The following is a 15,766-nucleotide window of genomic DNA, read 5'->3' on the forward strand; positions in this document are numbered from 1 at the left end:
GGTCTGACGGCAGCGTAGGGCGCGTTCCGTATGCTGCCGAGCGCTTCTACCAGGGCTTTCGTGACGCTGTGCTGTCTGATCACTACCAGAACGAGGTTGCGCAGCGTCACCGTCGGCGGTCTAGGCTGTCCGAGTCCCATCCCATCCACAGTGATCGAGAATTCGACGTGACGAGTGCGTTGCAACTGCCGACCGGCAGCCGGCCGGCGTCGTCGGAATCCGAGACGCCGCCCGGGGCCGAACCCCTGCCCGCCGGGCTCGACCGGATGCTCGGCGTCCGGCTGCCCGATCTGATCGCGACCCGCCGGTTCCTGCACGCCCATCCGGAACTCTCCGGCCAGGAGTTCGACACCGCCGCCCTGATCGCCCGCGAGCTGGCGCTGGCCGGCCTGGAGCCGCGACTGCTGCCGAAGGGCAACGGGGTGATCTGCGACATCGACGGACGGCCGTCCGGCCCCGTGGTCGCGCTCCGGGCCGATCTCGACGCACTGCCGCTGAGTGACGCCAAGGACGTGCCCTACCGGTCCACGGTGGACGGCGTCTGCCACGCCTGCGGTCACGACGTGCACACCACTGTCGTACTCGGGGCCGCTCTGCTGCTGGCCCAGCTCGCCAAGCGGGGGGAGCTGGACGGGCGGGTGCGGCTGATCTTCCAGCCGGCCGAGGAGATCCTGCCCTGCGGCTCGCTCGAGGTGATCGAGGCCGGTGGGCTCACCGACGTCACCCAGATCTTCGCCCTGCACTGCGACCCGAACCTGCCGGTCGGCCAGGTCGGCCTGCGGGTCGGCCCGATCACCGCGGCGGCGGACAACATCACCGTGCGGCTGACCGGGCCGGGCGGACACACCGCCCGGCCGCACCTGACGGTGGACCTGGTCGACGCGCTCGGCCGGCTGGTCACCGAGGTACCGGCACTGGTGAACCGCCGGGTGCCGGCGAACAGCGGACTGCTGCTGGTCTTCGGCCAGGCATCGGCCGGTACGCAGTACAACGTCATCCCGAACGAGGCGATGGCGGCCGGCACGCTCCGGGTACTCGACCGGGACACCTGGGACCAGGCGCCGAAGATCGTCGCCCAGGTGGTCCGGGACGTGATCGCCCCGACCGGCGCCACCGTGGACGTCGAGTACCTGCGCGGACGACCGCCGGTGGTCAACGACGCCGGGGCGATCCGGGTGCTGACCGCCGCCACCGCCGCCGCGGTGGGCCCGGCCGGGATCGCCGAGACCCCGCAGAGCATGGGTGGCGAGGACTTCTCCTGGTATCTGGAGCACGTGCCTGGTGCGTTGGCCCGGCTCGGCGTCGGGCGGACGGCGGCCAACGTCGACCTGCACCGCGCCACCTTCGACGTCGACGAGCGGGCCATCGGGGTCGGCGTACGGCTGCTGGTGCAGACCGCGCTCAAGGCGCTGGCGGACTGACCCCGCCGCTGCCGGCTGATCCGCTGCGCCGCTGCCGGCTGATCCGCCGTGCCGCTGGCCGGCTGACCCGCCGTACCGGCGGGCGGAGGTGGGCGGGGTCGGGTCCGGTGGCCGGGTACCCACGGGGTCACGACCGGCGGTGTAGCGGATGGTCGCGCCGCCGGGTGCCGTGCTGACGGCACCCGGCGTCCCGTGGTCGGTCGGCTCAGTCGGGCGGGGCCGGCGCCTGGGCCGGAACCGTGCTCGCCGGCCCGCCGCCCGGCCCCCGCCCGGCGGCGGCGGTCGCCGGAGCGCCCTGGTGCGGAGCCGGCGGGGTGGGCGGACCCGGCGCAGTGGGCGGGGTCGGCGGGCGACGCCGGCCACGGAGCCGGCGGACCAGCCAGACCACCAGCAACGCCGGCACGCCCAGCCCGACGGCCCAGGGCAGCAGTGCGCCGAGCACGGTCAGCAGGATCCGCAGCGACTCGACGAACGCGTTCCAGCCGCCCTCCAGCCCGGCCAGGAACCCGGTCCCCGGCTCGTCGTCCTCCGGCGCCCGCGCGTTCGGCCCGAGCAGTACGGCGGTGATCGTGGAGAGCGCCGTCAGGTCGGCGAGCCGGCGCTTCTTCGCCTCCAGCGAGGCGAGGTCCGCCTCCCGCTTGGCCAGCTCACCCTCCAGCATGACCAGCTCCGACAGGGTCTTCGCCTGGGCCAGCAGCCGCCGCCCGCTCTCCACCCGCGCCTTCTGGGTGGCGATCCGGGCGTCCAGGTCGAGCGTCTCCTCGGTGACGTCGTCGGTCTTCACCTCCCGGCGCAACTGCTCGCCGAGCCGGGCGATCTCGTCCACGACGGTGCCGAACCGGTCCGCCGGGACCCGCAGTTGCAGGGTCGCCTCGGACCGGGAGGCGTCACTGCTCCGGTTGTCGCCGCCGAGGAAACCGCCGGCCCCGGTGACGATGCCGACCGCCCGCGCCGACGCCTCCTCGACGTCGGTCACCCGTACGGTGACGGAACCGGTGTAGACGATCGCCCGCTGGCCGACGCCGAGGTCGGTCTCGGGTTCCTTGGCCTGCTCCTCGCCCCCGCCCAGCAACGGCACCTCGGCCGCGCCGGGCTGGGCCCGGTCCGCCTCCCCGGCCGGAGCGTCCGCCGCCGAACTGCCGGTGGCCTCCCGGCCGTCCGCGCCGCAGCCGGCCAGCGCCAGGCCGGCGGCCAGCAGCACCGTACCGAGCAGTCCGGTCAACCGGCGTCGGCTCCGCCCCGTTACCCCGAGTCGTGCGCTCATGTCTCCTCCTCGTCCGTCCCCCTGGCGGCGTTGCGGTCAGACGCGCCGCGAAGTCGCCCCGGTTCCGGCAGACTGCGCTGGGGACATCACGATTCGGTGACCGAGGAGTCTCGATGCGACTGACCAAGTACGGCCACGCGTGTGTACGGGTGGAGGACGACGGAGCGGTGCTGGTCATCGACCCCGGAAACCTCACCGAGCCGGCCGCGCTGGACGGGGTGGACGCGGTCCTGATCACCCACGAGCACGCCGACCATCTCGACGTGGACGCCCTGGCCGACGCGCTCGACCGGCGGCCGTCGGTCACCGTCCACACCCATCCCGAGGTCGCGTCCAAGCTGGACGCGTTGGGTGGAGTGGTCCGGACCGTCGAGTCCGGCGACTCGTTCGAGGCGGCCGGCTTCGCCGTGCGGGCGTACGGCGGGTGGCATGCCGAGATCCATCCGGAGATCCCCCGGGTGGTGAACCTCGGCTTCCTGCTGAACGGGTCGGTCTACCATCCGGGCGACTCGTTCGACGTACCGGAGGGGGTGCGGGTGGACACCCTGTTCGTGCCGATCTCCGGGCCCTGGCTCAAGCTCGCCGACTCGGTCGACTTCGTCCGGGCGGTCGGCCCGCGCCGGGCGTACGCCCTGCACGACGGGCTGCTCGGCGACGCCGGGCTGACCGTCTACGACAAGAACATGGTCGCGCTGGCCAACTGTGACTACGCCCGCCTGGTGCCCGGGACCGCAGTCGACTGAACCGGAGACCCGCGAGATGCCAGGTCTGCCCCGTGAGCTCGTCGAACGGCTCTACGCCGCGCCGCCGGACGGCTTCGTCGCCGCCCGCGCCGAGGCGGTCGCGGCGGCCCGGGCCGCCGGTGACCCGGGCACCGCCCGGGAGATCGGCAAGCTGCGCAAGCCGACCGTGGCGGCCTGGCTGGTGAACCTGTTGGCGCTGCGCCGGCCGGAGCTGATGGCCGAGCTTGTCGAACTCTCCGCCGCGCTGCGCGGTGCCCAGCGGGAGCTGCGTGGCGACCGGCTGCGGGAACTCTCCGCCCGGCGGCGGGGCGTGGTGGCGGCACTGGTCGGCCAGGCCCGGGCGCTCGCCGGGGAGGCGGACCCACGGCTGGCCGCCGGGAAGCTGCCGCTGGCCGAGGTGGAGGCGACGCTCAACGCGGCACTGGCCGACGTCGAGGTCGCCGAGCAGGCCCGGTCCGGCCGGCTGGTGCGGGCGACCAGCTACGCCGGCTTCGGCGAGGTGCCCCGACCGCAGCTGCGACTGATCGTCGGCGGCCCGGAGGGCGGGGAGCTTGTCGACGGCGTCGCCGACGAGCTGGCCGACGCCGGGGAGTTGGCCGACGCCGGGGAGACCGAGGCGACGACGGAGTCCGGCGCCGGTGCGGCGGGTCGGGTGGCGGCGGACGGTGGGCGTACCGGCGGCGGCGCGCCGGGTCGGGTGGCGGCGCGCGGTGGGCGTACCGGAGCCGGTGCGCCGGGCGGCGGCGGTGCGGGGCAGGGCACCTCGACGGCCGAGCGGGCAGCCGCCCGGGCCGCGCGGGCCGAGGAGTCCGCCCGGGCCGCCCGGCGGCGCACCCTGGACCGTGCGCTGGCCGAGGCGCGTACCCGGCAGGAGCGGGCCGAGGCGGAGCTGGCGGCGGCGGTGGCGGCCGAGCGGGACGCCGGGGCGGAGCTGGCCGCGATCGAGTCCGAGCTGGCCGGACTGGAACGACGGCGGGCCGCCGCCGAGCAGGAGTCCGGCCGGCGCAAGCTCGCCCGCAGGGCCGCCGAGCGGACGGCGGTCGCCGCCCGGCGCCGGGCCGGCGAGGTGCAGGCGGCCGTCGAGTCGATGGCGGAGGACGGCGACGACCTGCCCTGACCGGGCGTGCCGACCGCTGACCGGGGTGTGGTGGACAGCCCTGACCAGGTGTGGTGGACAGCCCTGACCACGGGTGCCTGACGGGCCCGGCCCGGTGTGGCGGGCGATTCGTGCCGGCGCGGCTGCCGCGCGGGGGCTGCCGAAATGTCGGTCCGCGAGGCAGACTCAACCGGGTGATGCGGGCGGAGAGCGGAAGCCGGACCGGAAGGCAGTGTCGTTGACCCCCGAGCAGGCCGCCGGCGCGGCCAGGCCGATCGTGTTGAAGCTGGGCAGCGCCTTCATCGAATGCCCCCGCACGTTGCGCCGGGCGCGTCAGATGGGCATCTCCGGTTGGGCGTTCCTGGTGACCGGGCGTGGCGCGGTCCTCGGCGACGTACGCACCGAGACCGTGGCCGCCGCGATCGGCATCCTCTCCCCGGAGGCGGTTGCCGACGGCTGGGAGACCGCCGTCCGGGTGGCCGACCCGAGCGCGGTGGCCGAGGTGAGCCGGGCCGAGTGCCTGCGCTGGGGAATCGACTATCTCGCCGGTTTCCCGCCGCTCGCCCGGCTGATCGAGCTGGTCGAGCCGGTCGTGGTGGCGGCCGACGCCACCGGGATGCCGCTCTTCGCCGCCTGGCGGGGCATGCCGGTGCCGGCGGACGCCGCGCCCGCCGCCCGGGCGGCTGTGCTGCTGCACCTGCTCTTCGAGTACTACTCCGGCGCCAGCCTGATGGCGGTACGCGCGGCCGGGATGACGGCGATGGAGATCATCCTTGCCGGCCCGGAGGGCGAGTCCGGCGCGGTGGCGTACGGCTGGTCGCCGCCGTACCCGCCGGTGGGGCCGCTGGTCCGGCGGCGGCTCTGGGCCGAGTCGGTGGCCGACCGGATCGTGGCCCAGGCGTTCGGGGTGCTCGACCCGGCCGAGCGGATGGAACTGGTCAGCCTGCTCGGCGCCGCGCTGACCGGAGCGCGGATGTCACCGCCCAGGCTGGACTGATCGGGGCGCGGACGTCACCACCCGAGTCGGACCGACCGGGAACGGCCGCCGTGGCCCCGCCGGTTCTTCGGCGGGACCACGGCGCGTGTCGCGGCGGGGCGGGCGGGATCACGACCAGCGGAACAGCTTCGCGGCCAGCGCGCCGAAGCCGGCGATGCAGGCGACCAGCACCGCCAGGTGCAGCGGCTGCGGCCAGTCGCCGACCCAGGCGTCCTGGAGCGCCTGGGAGGCCGCGCCGAGCGGGGTGAAGTCGGCGACCCGGCGTACCGCGTCGGGCATCGCCGGGCCCGGGGTCCAGACCCCGGCGGCGAAGAGCATCGGGTAGTAGACCAGGCTGCCGATGCCCGCCGCCGCCCGGCTGGTCGGGGTGAAGGCGGCCAGCAGCAGGGCCAGCGACGACATCGAGGCCGCGCCGAGCACGAAGGCGAGCAGCAGCCCGGGTACGTGCGGCCGGGTCTCGATCCCGAAGACCAGCCGGCCGCCGAGCAGCGCCAGGGCGCAGCCGACCAGCAGCGCGGACGCGTTCACCGTCACCTGCGCCACCAGCAGTCGTACCGGTGGGGCGGGGGTGGTGGAGAGCCGGCGCAGGATGCCCTTCTCCCGGTCGGCGGCGAGCGCACCCAGCAGGTTGACCAGGGCGACGGTGCCGATCGCCAGGGCGAGTGTGATCGGCAGGTACAGCTCGATCGGCCGCCGGCCGCCGAGGTCCGGGCTCGGCTCGTCGAAGCCCGGTATGGCGCTGCCCAGGATCAGCACCAGGGCGGCCGGGAAGATCACCGCGAAGAAGGAGCCGAGCGGGTCCCGGACGAAGAGCTTCGCCTCGGTGACGACCAGCTTGGCGGTGCTCCGGCCGGCGGTACGGCGCCGCTGCGCCCGGCTGTCGGCGCCGGACGGAACGGTCTCGGGCAGGGCGGTGGCGTTCATCGGGTTCCTCGATCCTTCGGATTGGCGCGGAAGTACACCGGTTCAGTTCGGGCTGCTGCTGGCGGTGGTCGGAGCGGTCAGGGCGAGGACGGCGTCCTCCAGGGTGGGCCGGGCGACCCCGGGCACGTCGGCCCGGGCGACCAGCTCGGCCGGGGTGTCGATGGCCAGCACCTCGCCGGCCCGGAGCACCGCCAGCCGGTCGCAGAGCCGTTCGGCCTCGTCCATGAAGTGGGTGACCAGGACGACCGTGACGCCCCGGTCCCGGACCTGCCGCACCAGCTGCCAGGTGTCCCGGCGGGCCTGCGGGTCCAGCCCGGTGGTCAACTCGTCGAGTACCGCGATCCGGGGGTTGCCGACCAGGGCCAGCGCGACGGAGAGCCGCTGCTTCTGCCCGCCGGAGAGCTTGCCGAAGGCGGTGTTCCGCTTGGTGGTCAGCCCCAACTCGTCCATCAGCCCCCGCCAGTCGGCCGGCTCGGCGTAGAACGAGCTGTACAGGTCGAGCGCCTCCCAGACCCGCAGCCGGTCGGGCAGGTGGCTCTCCTGGAGCTGGATGCCGACCTGGCGGCGGAGTTCGGCACGGTCCCGGACCGGATCCAGGCCGAGGACCCGGATCGTCCCGCCGTCGGCCCGGCGCAGCCCGGTCAGGCACTCGACGGTGGTGGTCTTGCCGGAGCCGTTCGGGCCGACGATCCCGAAGATCTCTCCGGCCCGTACCTCGAAGGAGACGTCGCGGACCGCGACCTGGTCGCCGTACCGCTTCTGCAGGTTGCTGACCTCGATGGCTGTCATGGGAGAAACGCTAGGAAGTACGGCGGCCGGTCGGAATGCGTCCATCTGCCCGGCCGGGGTGCAGGTAGCTACACCCCGGCCGGGCACCTGGCGGCACTCCGCCGCGGGCGTGCGGGCGGCCACACTTGTGGCATGCCGCGCCGGTACGGTCTCGCGTTCGTCCGCAACCTCGCCCTCACCGGGCTGGGGCTGCTGGGACTGCTGATGTCCGTACTGCTGGTGGTGGCGGCGACCCTGGTGCTGCCGTACCTGCCGGCGGCCCGGGGCGCCAAGCGGCTGACCGAGCTGGGGCGCCGGCTCGCCGAACGCTGGGGCGGGATCCCGGTGCCGGTCCAGCACCGTCCGGGACCGCCGGCGCCGCGACGCCGGGCCGACGGCTGGTACGTCTACGAGAACGAGCTGTACCGCTCGCCCCGGCTGCCGGCGTACCTGGCGGAACTCAGCTGGCGCGGTGCGGACCCGGCGCTGCTGCGCGAGTGGCTCTGGCTGCACCTCACGCCGGTGGCCGGCGGCCTGGGCACGCTGCTCCCACCGGTGCTGGCCGGCGCCGGTGCCCTGCTCGGCCTGCTCGGCGTGCTCGACGTGCTCGACGTGCTCGGCCTGACCGGCCCGACCGGCGGTGCCGTCCCGGTCGTCGGCACGCCGCCGGCGAGCCTGACCCTGCCGGGCGGGTGGACACCGGCCCTGCCGGGCGGCTGGGCGCTGGTCGGGCTCGGGCTGCTGCTGGTCGTGCTCGGCTTCGCGGTCGCGCCGCTGACGCTGCGGCTGCACGCCCGGTGGACCCGGCTGCTGCTCCAGCCGCCCGAGCGGTCCTGGTGGCACCGGTCCGGGCTGGCCGGCTGGACCAGCCGGCGGTGGGACGCCGCCTGGCACGGCGCCGGGCTGGCCGGACTCGGCTTCGCGGCGTTCGGCGGCTTCCTGCTGAACCTGGCGACCCTGCTGGTCAGCTGGGGTGGGCTGACGCCACAGGTGTCGAGGCTGACCAGGCCGCTGGTCAGCCGCTACCGGCGGTACGCGCACCGCTGGGCCGGAACGGCGATCCCGGAGCCGTACCGGCCGTACCCGGAGCCGCCCCGGCCGGACGAGGACGGCCGCTACCGGGTCGGCCGCAGCCTCTACGCCGACCGGGGGACGGCGGTCCGGGTGCAGAGCTACGAGTGGGTCTTCACCGATCCGGCGTTCTGGCGCGACCAGCTCTGGTCAGCCGGCAACCCGCTGCTCGGGGTGCTCAACCTGCTCCCCGCCGCACTGATCTCGGTCGGCCTGTTCGGGCTGGTCGGGCAGCCACTGTGGTGGGCACCCTGGGCGGTGCCGCTCGGCATCGTCACCGGCTGGTGGGTCAGCCCGTGGTACGTCTGGTACGGCGCGACGCTGCTCTGGCCCGGTCTCGCCGCCGTCCCCGGCTGGACCAGCGCGCTGCTCGGCCTGGTGCTGGCCGGCCTCGGCGTGCTGCTCGCCCCGGCCCTGCTCCGACTGCGCATGCGCGCCGACCGGACACTGCTCGCACCGACCCGCGCGGCCGAGCTGGTGCTGCGGGTCCGGCAACTGACCGAGACCCGGGCCGACGCCGTCGACAGCCAGGCGGCCGAGCTGCGCCGGATCGAACGGGACCTGCACGACGGGGCGCAGGCCCGGCTGATCGCGGTCGGGCTCAGCCTGGCCGGGGTGGAACGGCTGATCGAGGAGGACCCGGCCGCCGCGCAGGCGCTGGTGGCGCAGGCCAGGGCGGCTTCGGCGACCGCGCTGACCGAGCTGCGGGACCTGGTCCGGGGCATCCATCCGCCGGTACTCGCCGAGCGGGGGCTGCCGGACGCGATCCGGGCGGTGGCGCTGGACAGCCCGGTCCCGGTGCGGGTCACCGGGGAGTTGCCCGGTCGGCTCGAACCGCCGGTGGAGTCGGCGGCGTACTTCAGCGTGCTGGAGGCGCTGGCCAACGCCAGCCGGCACGGCGGGGCGAGCCGGGTGGAGGTCGACATCACGCACACCGGCACAGTGCTGCGGATCACCGTGGCCGACGACGGCCGGGGCGGCGCCGACCCGGCCCGGGGCAGCGGGCTGGCCGGGGTGCGGCGTCGGCTGGGCGCCTTCGACGGGACGCTCACCGTGCACAGCCCGGCCGGCGGCCCGACGCTGCTGACCGTGCGGATCCCCTGCCCCCTGTCGGGCTGAGTCGAGGTCGGCGGGCGGCGGCCCGGCGGTCAGGTCGAGGCGGTGCCGGTGGGCCGGGAGCGTAGTTCGGCGACGTAGTCGTCGGGGGCACCGGCCTTCTCCGCCGCGTTGGCGATCTCCGACAGGTACCACGCGGTGGGCAGGCCGCCCTCGTAGCCGGCGAAGACGTACACCCAGGCGGTGACCTCGCCGTCCAGGGTGACCACCCGGACGTGCAGCTTCCGGTACGTGCCGGAGGCCACCCCCTCGACCTCGTCGAGTTGCGCGGCGTCGAAGGAGTGCACGTCGTAGAGTGCGACGAAGACCCGATCGCCGGGCGACTCGACGATTGTGGTGACGGCACCCTCCCAGCCGATCACCCCCTCACCGGCGAAGGTGAGCCGCCAGCCTTCCAGCCAGCCGGTGCCCACCATCGGCGAGTGCGGGCAGTAGGCACGCATCCGGGCGGGATCGAGGTTTGAGCCGTACGCGGCGTAATGACGCACGGCGATGACGATAGCCCGGTGGAGGGGTGGGGGAGAATACGACAGTGCGTGTCGGACTGGTTCTGGACAAGATTGTCACTGTAGGCAACGACGGAGGGCGAGCACTGTGAGCCGGATTGTGATCATCGGCGGCGGACCGGCCGGCTACGAGGCGGCCCTGGTGGCGGCCCAGTTGGACGCGGACGTGACGGTGGTCGAGGCGGACGGCGCGGGCGGGGCGTGCGTGCTGCACGACTGCGTACCGTCGAAGACCTTCATCGCCAGTTCCGACGTGGTGACCGGATCCCGGGACACCGAGGAGTTCGGGGTGCACTCGAACGGGCTGGACGCGATCACCGTCGACGCCCCGACCGTGTACGGCCGGGTCAAGCGGCTGGCCCTGGCCCAGTCCGCGGACATCCAGGCCAAACTGATCAAGGCTGGCGTGACCTTCGTCTCCGGCCGGGCCCGGCTCGGCGAGGACACGCTCGGTCACACCCACCGGGTACTCGTCACCCCGTCGGACGGTGACTCGACGTACTCGATGGACGCCTCGACCGTGCTGATCGCCACCGGCGCCACCCCACGGGTGCTGCCCAGTGCGGTCCCGGACGGGGAGCGGATCCTGGACTGGCGCCAGGTGTACGACCTTTCCGAGCTGCCGGAACGGCTCATCGTGATCGGCTCCGGCGTGACCGGTGCGGAGTTCGCCAGCGCCTACCTGGCGATGGGGGTCGGGGTGACCCTGGTCTCCAGCCGCGACCGGGTGATGCCGCACGAGGACCCGGACGCCGCCGCCGCGATCGAGCAGGTCTTCCGGTCCCGGGGGATGGAGATCCTCAACAACAGCCGGGCGAACGCGGTCCGCCGCACCGGCGACGGGGTGGAGGTGGAACTCGCCGACGGCCGGCTGGTGCACGGCTCGCACGCGCTGATGGCGGTCGGCTCGGTGCCGAACACCGCCGACCTGGGGCTGACCGAGTACGGCGTGACGGTCGGCCCCGGCGGCTTCGTCAGCACCGACCGGGTCTCCCGGACGAACGTGCCCGGCATCTACGCCGCCGGTGACTGCACCGGAGTGTTGCCGCTGGCCAGCGTCGCCGCGATGCAGGGGCGGATCGCGATGTGGCACGCGCTCGGCGACTCGGTCTCGCCGCTGCGGCTGCGTACCGTCGCCGCGAACGTCTTCACCGACCCGGAACTCGCCACCGTCGGGGTGTCGCAGAACGAGGTCGACTCCGGCAGGGTGCCGGCCCGCCAGGTGATGCTGCCGCTGGCCGGGAACGCCCGGGCGAAGATGGCTGACCTGCGGGACGGCTTCGTGAAGCTGTTCTGCCGGCCGGCCAGCGGGCAGGTGGTCGGCGGGGTGGTGGTGGCACCGCGGGCCAGCGAGCTGATCCTGCCGATCACGATGGCGGTGGAGAACAACCTCACCGTCGACCAGCTGGCGATGACCTTCACCATCTACCCGTCGCTGTCCGGCTCGATCACCGAGGCGGCCCGGCAGTTGATGCTGCACGAGCTGGAGTAGCCGGGCCGGAGTCGATCCGGAGGCGGGCCGGGGCCGGTCCGGGCGGCGGGTACCGATGGCTTCGCGGGGCGGTGCGGGCGCGGCGGTCGGCGTACCGTTGTCGGCGCGCGAGCCGTCTCCCGTCGGGTCCCCCGTTCCCGGTGGTCGAGGCGGCTCGCCACCGGGCCGCCGGCGGGTCCCGCGCCGGCGGCCCTCCCAGTGGTACGACACCCTTGCCGTGACAAGCCGGCATCTGGGGCCATCATATTCTTGTTATCGGTATATGCTGCCGACATGACAGAGGCGCTCAGGGAGCCGACGTTTCTTGTCCTCACCGCGCTGACCGAGCGGCCACAGCACGGTTACGGCGTGCTGGAGGACGTACGCCGGATCTCCGACGGTCAGGTCCGGCTCCGGGCCGGCACCCTCTACGCGGTGCTGGACCGGCTCCGCGCCGAAGGGTTGGTCGAGGTGGACCGCGAGGAGGTCGTGCAGTCCCGGCTGCGGCGCTACTACCGGATCACCGGTCTGGGCGCGCAACGCCTCGCCGAGGAGGTCGTCCGGCTCCGGCGGAACGCCGAAGCCGCCGCGACCCGGCTGCGTAACAGTGGTTTCGTCCCCGAGGGAGGCCCGGCATGACCGGCGACGAGTCGCAGCACCACCCCGCCCTGGAACGCCGCTACCGGCGACTGCTGGGCTGCTATCCGTGGGAGCACCGCCGGGCGTACGAGGAGGAGATGCTCGGGGTGCTGCTCGCCGACTCCCGCCCCGGCCAGCGCTGGCCGGCACCGGCGGACGCGGCCAACCTCGCGCTCACCGCGATCAGGACCCGGCTCGGGCACGCCGGCCGGGCCGCCGTCGACCGGAGCTGGTCGGAGGCAGCGGCCAGCGTCGGCCTGCTGACCGCCGTCCTGCTCTGTTACCTGCACGCGCTTCCGCTGGTCAGGCAGGTAGCGTGGGCGTTCGGCCGGACGGCGTCGACCGAAATCATCTGGTATCCGGATCCGGCCCTGTGGACCCGGGCCGGGCTCTGGACCCTGACCGTGCTCGCGGTGCTCGCCGGTCCGCGCCGGCTCCCCCCGCTGCTCGCCTGGCCGGCCGTGCTTGTGGAGGTGGTCGCGCTACCGTTCCGCTACGTCGACGAACCGGTGACGGTGTTGCGGATGCTGACCCAGACGCTGCTCGGCGTGCTCTGCGCCGTCGCGCTCACCGTGCCGGCGCCGCGCCGGGCGGCCGTGACGGTACTCGGCCGGACCCGGCTGCTGGTGATCGGTGGCGGCACCGTGCTGTTGCTGGCCGTCGGCGGGACAGAGAGCTATCTGAGCAACCCCTGGGAGGTCGACCCGACCGTGCAGGTGCCGATCTCGCTCCTGGGGCCGGCGGGTGTGCTGGTGATCGCCTTCGCGGTCTGGGGCGTTCCGGCGCCGGTCCGCCGCCGGATGATGGCGCTGCTCGCGCCGCTCGCCGCCGTGCTGCTCACCGTCCGGCTCGGCCTGTCCGGCTGGGAGTACTCCAACCAGCACATGGGACATCCGGTCTACCTGCAACCCGCCCAGTGGGTGCTGCTGGCCCTGGTGCCGCTGGCGACCCTCATCCTCGGCTTCGTCGCGGTACGCAGACGCGAGCAGACGCTCCGGCTGGTCGCCCTCGGCCGGGATGCCGATCGACAACGGTGATTGTGTGTTGTGGTCGTGTTACGCGGGCGCAACGAGATCGGCGTAACGTCAGGCCATGGCGGACTTGTTCGAGGACTACCGCCTCGGCCCGGGCTGGGACGAGATGTTCGGCGCGCCAGGGATGCCCCGGGACGCGTACGAGGCACTGCACGCCACCCTGCAACCGCTGTCCAGCGTCGAACTCCGGGTCCGGGCCGACGTACTCGCCCGGGCCTTCCTCGACCAGGGGATCACCTTCGCGCTCAAGGGCGTCGAACGGCCGTTCCCGCTGGACATCGTGCCCCGGATCATCGCCGCCGACGAGTGGCGGACGGTCGAGGCCGGCGTCGCCCAGCGGGTCCGGACCCTGGAGGCGTTCCTCGCCGACATCTACGGCGCCGGGCAGGTGCTCGCCGACGGGGTGGTGCCGCGCCGGGTGGTGGTGACCAGCGCCCACTTCCACCGGGAGGCGGCCGGGATCGTCCCGCACAACGGGGTACGCGTGCACGTCGCCGGGGTCGACCTGGTCCGGGACGAGCGCGGCGACTTCCGGGTGCTGGAGGACAACGTCCGGGTCCCGTCCGGGGTCAGCTACGTGATGGAGAACCGGCGGGCGATGGCACACGTGCTCCCCGAGGTCTTCGCGGCGACCCGGATCCAGCCGGTCGAGTCGTACCCGGGGCAGTTGCTGCGGGCGCTGCGCGCGGCGGCGCCGGTCGGGATCGCCGACCCGACGGTGGTGGTGTTGACCCCCGGCGTGCACAACTCCGCCTACTTCGAGCACGCCCTGCTGGCCCGCGAGATGGGCGTCGAGCTGGTCGAGGGTCGGGACCTCGTCTGCGTGGGTAACGAGGTCGCCATGCGCACCACCGCGGGCGAACAGCGGGTAGACGTCATCTACCGGCGCATCGACGACGAGTTCCTCGACCCGGTGCACTTCCGGGCCGACTCGGTGCTCGGGGTGGCCGGGCTGCTCAACGCGGCCCGCGCCGGCCGGGTCACCGTCGCCAACGCGGTCGGCAACGGGGTGGCGGACGACAAGCTGCTCTACTCGTACGTCCCGGACCTGATCCGCTACTACCTTGGCGAGGAGCCGGTCCTGTCCAATGTGGAGACGTACCGGTTGGAGGACCCGGAGGTGCGCGAGCACGTCCTGGACCGGCTCGACGAGCTGGTGCTCAAGCCGGTCGACGGCTCCGGCGGGGCCGGCATCGTGATCGGCTCGCAGGCGAGCGACGAGGAGTTGGCCGAGCTGCGGCACCGGATCGCCGTAGACCCGCGTGGCTGGATCGCCCAGCGCGAGGTGGCACTCTCCATGGTGCCGACCCTTGTCGACAACCGGCTGCGGGCCCGGCACGTCGACCTGCGGCCGTTCGCCGTCAACGACGGCCAGCGGGTCACCGTGCTGCCCGGCGGGCTGACCCGGGTGGCGCTGCCGGAGGGGGCGCTGGTGGTCAACTCCAGCCAGGGCGGCGGTTCCAAGGACACCTGGATACTCGCCGAACCGGTCGACACGCTCAGCCCGGTGGAGCTGGTGGGCATCGAGCCGGTCGATCCGGAGGGCATGCTCGGCCCGCCCGTGCCGGCGCCGCGCAGCCCCGACCCGGGCCCGGAAGCCGGCCTGGTCAGCGTGCAGCAACAGCAACAGCAGCAGTCCGCCCGGGACGGCGAGGTCGGGACCGACGGCAGCGGGTCGGCGGCGGTTCGCCAGCGCCGGGGCCGGCCGGGCAGCGCCGCCGCCGCGCCGGGGTGGTCGCCGTGCTGAGCCGGATCGCCGAGTCGCTCTACTGGATCGGCCGGTACGTCGAGCGGGCCGAGGACACCGCCCGGATCCTCGACGTGCACCTGCACCGGATGCTCGCCGACCCGTGGGTGGACGAGGCGACCGCCTGCCGCTCCCTGCTCACCGTCATGGGAGCCGGGAAGCTCGACCAGCCGGTCACCGCCGCCCGGGTGGTCGGGGTGCTCGGCCTGGACGCGGAGAGCCCGAGTTCGGTGGTCGGTGCCCTGGCCGCCGCCCGGGAGAACGCCCGGGGCGCCCGGGAGACCATCTCGGCCGACATGTGGGAGTGCCTCAACTCCACCTGGCACGGCCTGCCGGCGGTCCGGCGCCGGGCCGAACAGCAGGGCGTACACGCGTTCTTCCGGTGGGTCCGGGAACGCTGCGCGGTGATGGCCGGGCTGACCGACGCCACCATGAGCCGGGACGAAGGCTGGCTCTTCCTGGTACTCGGCCGCAGCGTCGAACGGGTCGACATGACCGCCCGGCTGCTCTCCACGCACGTACGCGCGGGCGGCAGCATCCCGTCCTGGCTGACCCTGCTGCGCTCCTGCGGCGCATGGGAGACGTTCCTGCGCACCTACCGTGGCTCGCTCGACGACCGGTACGCCGCCGAGTTCCTGCTGCTCGACCGGCTCTTCCCCCGCTCGGTCTTCGCCGCGCTCTCCCGGGCCGAGGGGTGCCTGCGGGAGTTGGAACCGGCCGGCGGGCCGGGGCAGCCCGGCCGGACCGGGGTCTCCACCGAGGCGCAGCGGATCATCGGCCGGGCCCGGACCGGCCTGGAGTTCCGGGCCGCCGACGAGCTGATCGACGACCTGGCGGCGGTACTGGCCGGGCTGGAACGCACCTGCTCGCAGGTGAACGACGCCGTCTCCCGCCGCTACTTCCGGCAGACCTCGGCGGTGGCCTGGCTTCCGGAGACGGTGTCGTGACGATGCTCGGGTGCGCTGCCAC

13 protein-coding genes and 1 pseudogene are annotated in these 15,766 nt (G+C 74.0%); 10 read left to right on the forward strand and 4 right to left on the reverse strand.

The features are described from left to right. Window positions 1–167 precede the first annotated feature (167 nt). Complete coding sequence (locus ACN28A_RS18730; protein WP_421396821.1) at window positions 168–1,421, forward strand: amidohydrolase; 1,254 nt, start codon at window positions 168–170, stop codon at window positions 1,419–1,421. Between the two features lie 205 nt (window positions 1,422–1,626). On the opposite strand, the gene ACN28A_RS18735 is transcribed toward ACN28A_RS18730, so the two are convergent. Continuing rightward, on the reverse strand, window positions 1,627–2,685 hold the full coding sequence (locus ACN28A_RS18735) for a DUF4349 domain-containing protein (protein WP_421396822.1): 1,059 nt from the start codon (window positions 2,683–2,685) through the stop codon (window positions 1,627–1,629). A 113-nt stretch (window positions 2,686–2,798) separates the two neighbouring features. On the opposite strand from ACN28A_RS18735, the gene ACN28A_RS18740 reads away from it, so the two are divergent. The 3 genes from ACN28A_RS18740 (at window position 2,799) to ACN28A_RS18750 (ending at window position 5,521) form a co-directional block, all read left to right on the forward strand. Continuing rightward, entirely contained in the window at window positions 2,799–3,428 is a 630-nt protein-coding gene (locus ACN28A_RS18740; RefSeq protein ID WP_421396823.1) for an MBL fold metallo-hydrolase, read from the forward strand. 16 nt (window positions 3,429–3,444) lie between these two features. Next, complete coding sequence (locus tag ACN28A_RS18745; protein WP_421396824.1) at window positions 3,445–4,545, forward strand: hypothetical protein; 1,101 nt, start codon at window positions 3,445–3,447, stop codon at window positions 4,543–4,545. Between the two features lie 217 nt (window positions 4,546–4,762). After that, window positions 4,763–5,521, forward strand: coding sequence for a helix-turn-helix domain-containing protein (locus ACN28A_RS18750; protein ID WP_421396825.1), 759 nt, complete (start codon window positions 4,763–4,765; stop codon window positions 5,519–5,521). A 108-nt stretch (window positions 5,522–5,629) separates the two neighbouring features. Here ACN28A_RS18750 and ACN28A_RS18755 read toward each other — a convergent pair whose 3' ends face one another. Continuing rightward, the gene (locus tag ACN28A_RS18755; protein ID WP_421396826.1) at window positions 5,630–6,445 is read right to left on the reverse strand and encodes an ABC transporter permease; all 816 of its coding nucleotides are present in this window, start codon (window positions 6,443–6,445) and stop codon (window positions 5,630–5,632) included. Window positions 6,446–6,499: 54 nt separating this feature from the next. Further along, window positions 6,500–7,234: pseudogene (locus tag ACN28A_RS18760) on the reverse strand (ABC transporter ATP-binding protein); the annotation flags it as partial. 132 nt (window positions 7,235–7,366) lie between these two features. On the opposite strand from ACN28A_RS18760, the gene ACN28A_RS18765 reads away from it, so the two are divergent. Next, window positions 7,367–9,403: a sensor histidine kinase gene (locus ACN28A_RS18765; RefSeq protein WP_421396827.1), complete on the forward strand. Its 2,037-nt coding sequence runs from the start codon at window positions 7,367–7,369 to the stop codon at window positions 9,401–9,403. Window positions 9,404–9,432: 29 nt separating this feature from the next. On the opposite strand, the gene ACN28A_RS18770 is transcribed toward ACN28A_RS18765, so the two are convergent. Continuing rightward, window positions 9,433–9,888, reverse strand: coding sequence for a gamma-glutamylcyclotransferase (locus ACN28A_RS18770; protein ID WP_278058251.1), 456 nt, complete (start codon window positions 9,886–9,888; stop codon window positions 9,433–9,435). 106 nt (window positions 9,889–9,994) lie between these two features. On the opposite strand from ACN28A_RS18770, the gene ACN28A_RS18775 reads away from it, so the two are divergent. The 5 genes from ACN28A_RS18775 to ACN28A_RS18795 all read left to right on the forward strand — a co-directional run bounded on the left by ACN28A_RS18775 (window position 9,995) and on the right by ACN28A_RS18795 (window position 15,744). After that, the gene (locus ACN28A_RS18775) at window positions 9,995–11,398 is read left to right on the forward strand and encodes an NAD(P)H-quinone dehydrogenase (RefSeq protein WP_421396828.1); all 1,404 of its coding nucleotides are present in this window, start codon (window positions 9,995–9,997) and stop codon (window positions 11,396–11,398) included. Between the two features lie 273 nt (window positions 11,399–11,671). Continuing rightward, the gene (locus ACN28A_RS18780) at window positions 11,672–12,016 is read left to right on the forward strand and encodes a PadR family transcriptional regulator (protein WP_421396829.1); all 345 of its coding nucleotides are present in this window, start codon (window positions 11,672–11,674) and stop codon (window positions 12,014–12,016) included. Continuing rightward, window positions 12,013–13,053 (forward strand): hypothetical protein, encoded by a 1,041-nt coding sequence (locus ACN28A_RS18785; protein ID WP_421396830.1) that lies wholly within the window; start codon window positions 12,013–12,015, stop codon window positions 13,051–13,053. Before ACN28A_RS18780 ends, ACN28A_RS18785 begins: the two co-directional genes overlap by 4 nt. A gap of 55 nt (window positions 13,054–13,108) precedes the next feature. Next, window positions 13,109–14,797 (forward strand): circularly permuted type 2 ATP-grasp protein, encoded by a 1,689-nt coding sequence (locus ACN28A_RS18790; protein ID WP_421396831.1) that lies wholly within the window; start codon window positions 13,109–13,111, stop codon window positions 14,795–14,797. Next, on the forward strand, window positions 14,791–15,744 hold the full coding sequence (locus tag ACN28A_RS18795) for an alpha-E domain-containing protein (protein WP_421396832.1): 954 nt from the start codon (window positions 14,791–14,793) through the stop codon (window positions 15,742–15,744). The genes ACN28A_RS18790 and ACN28A_RS18795 overlap by 7 nt, the downstream gene beginning before the upstream one ends. The last annotated feature ends 22 nt before the right edge of the window (window positions 15,745–15,766 follow it).

The sequence above is a fragment of the Plantactinospora sp. WMMB782 genome, assembly GCF_049179135.1.
GTDB lineage: Bacteria > Actinomycetota > Actinomycetes > Mycobacteriales > Micromonosporaceae > Plantactinospora.

Excerpts from the sequence above, each read along its gene's own strand:
- ACN28A_RS18735 (WP_421396822.1), bottom strand. The coding sequence starts at position 2,685 with ATGAGCGCACGACTCGGGGTAACGGGGCGGAGCCGACGCCGGTTGACC.
- ACN28A_RS18740 (WP_421396823.1), top strand. The coding sequence starts at position 2,799 with ATGCGACTGACCAAGTACGGCCACGCGTGTGTACGGGTGGAGGACGAC.
- ACN28A_RS18745 (WP_421396824.1), top strand. The coding sequence starts at position 3,445 with ATGCCAGGTCTGCCCCGTGAGCTCGTCGAACGGCTCTACGCCGCGCCG.
- ACN28A_RS18755 (WP_421396826.1), bottom strand. The coding sequence starts at position 6,445 with ATGAACGCCACCGCCCTGCCCGAGACCGTTCCGTCCGGCGCCGACAGC.
- ACN28A_RS18765 (WP_421396827.1), top strand. The coding sequence starts at position 7,367 with ATGCCGCGCCGGTACGGTCTCGCGTTCGTCCGCAACCTCGCCCTCACC.
- ACN28A_RS18780 (WP_421396829.1), top strand. The coding sequence starts at position 11,672 with ATGACAGAGGCGCTCAGGGAGCCGACGTTTCTTGTCCTCACCGCGCTG.
- ACN28A_RS18785 (WP_421396830.1), top strand. The coding sequence starts at position 12,013 with ATGACCGGCGACGAGTCGCAGCACCACCCCGCCCTGGAACGCCGCTAC.
- ACN28A_RS18790 (WP_421396831.1), top strand. The coding sequence starts at position 13,109 with ATGGCGGACTTGTTCGAGGACTACCGCCTCGGCCCGGGCTGGGACGAG.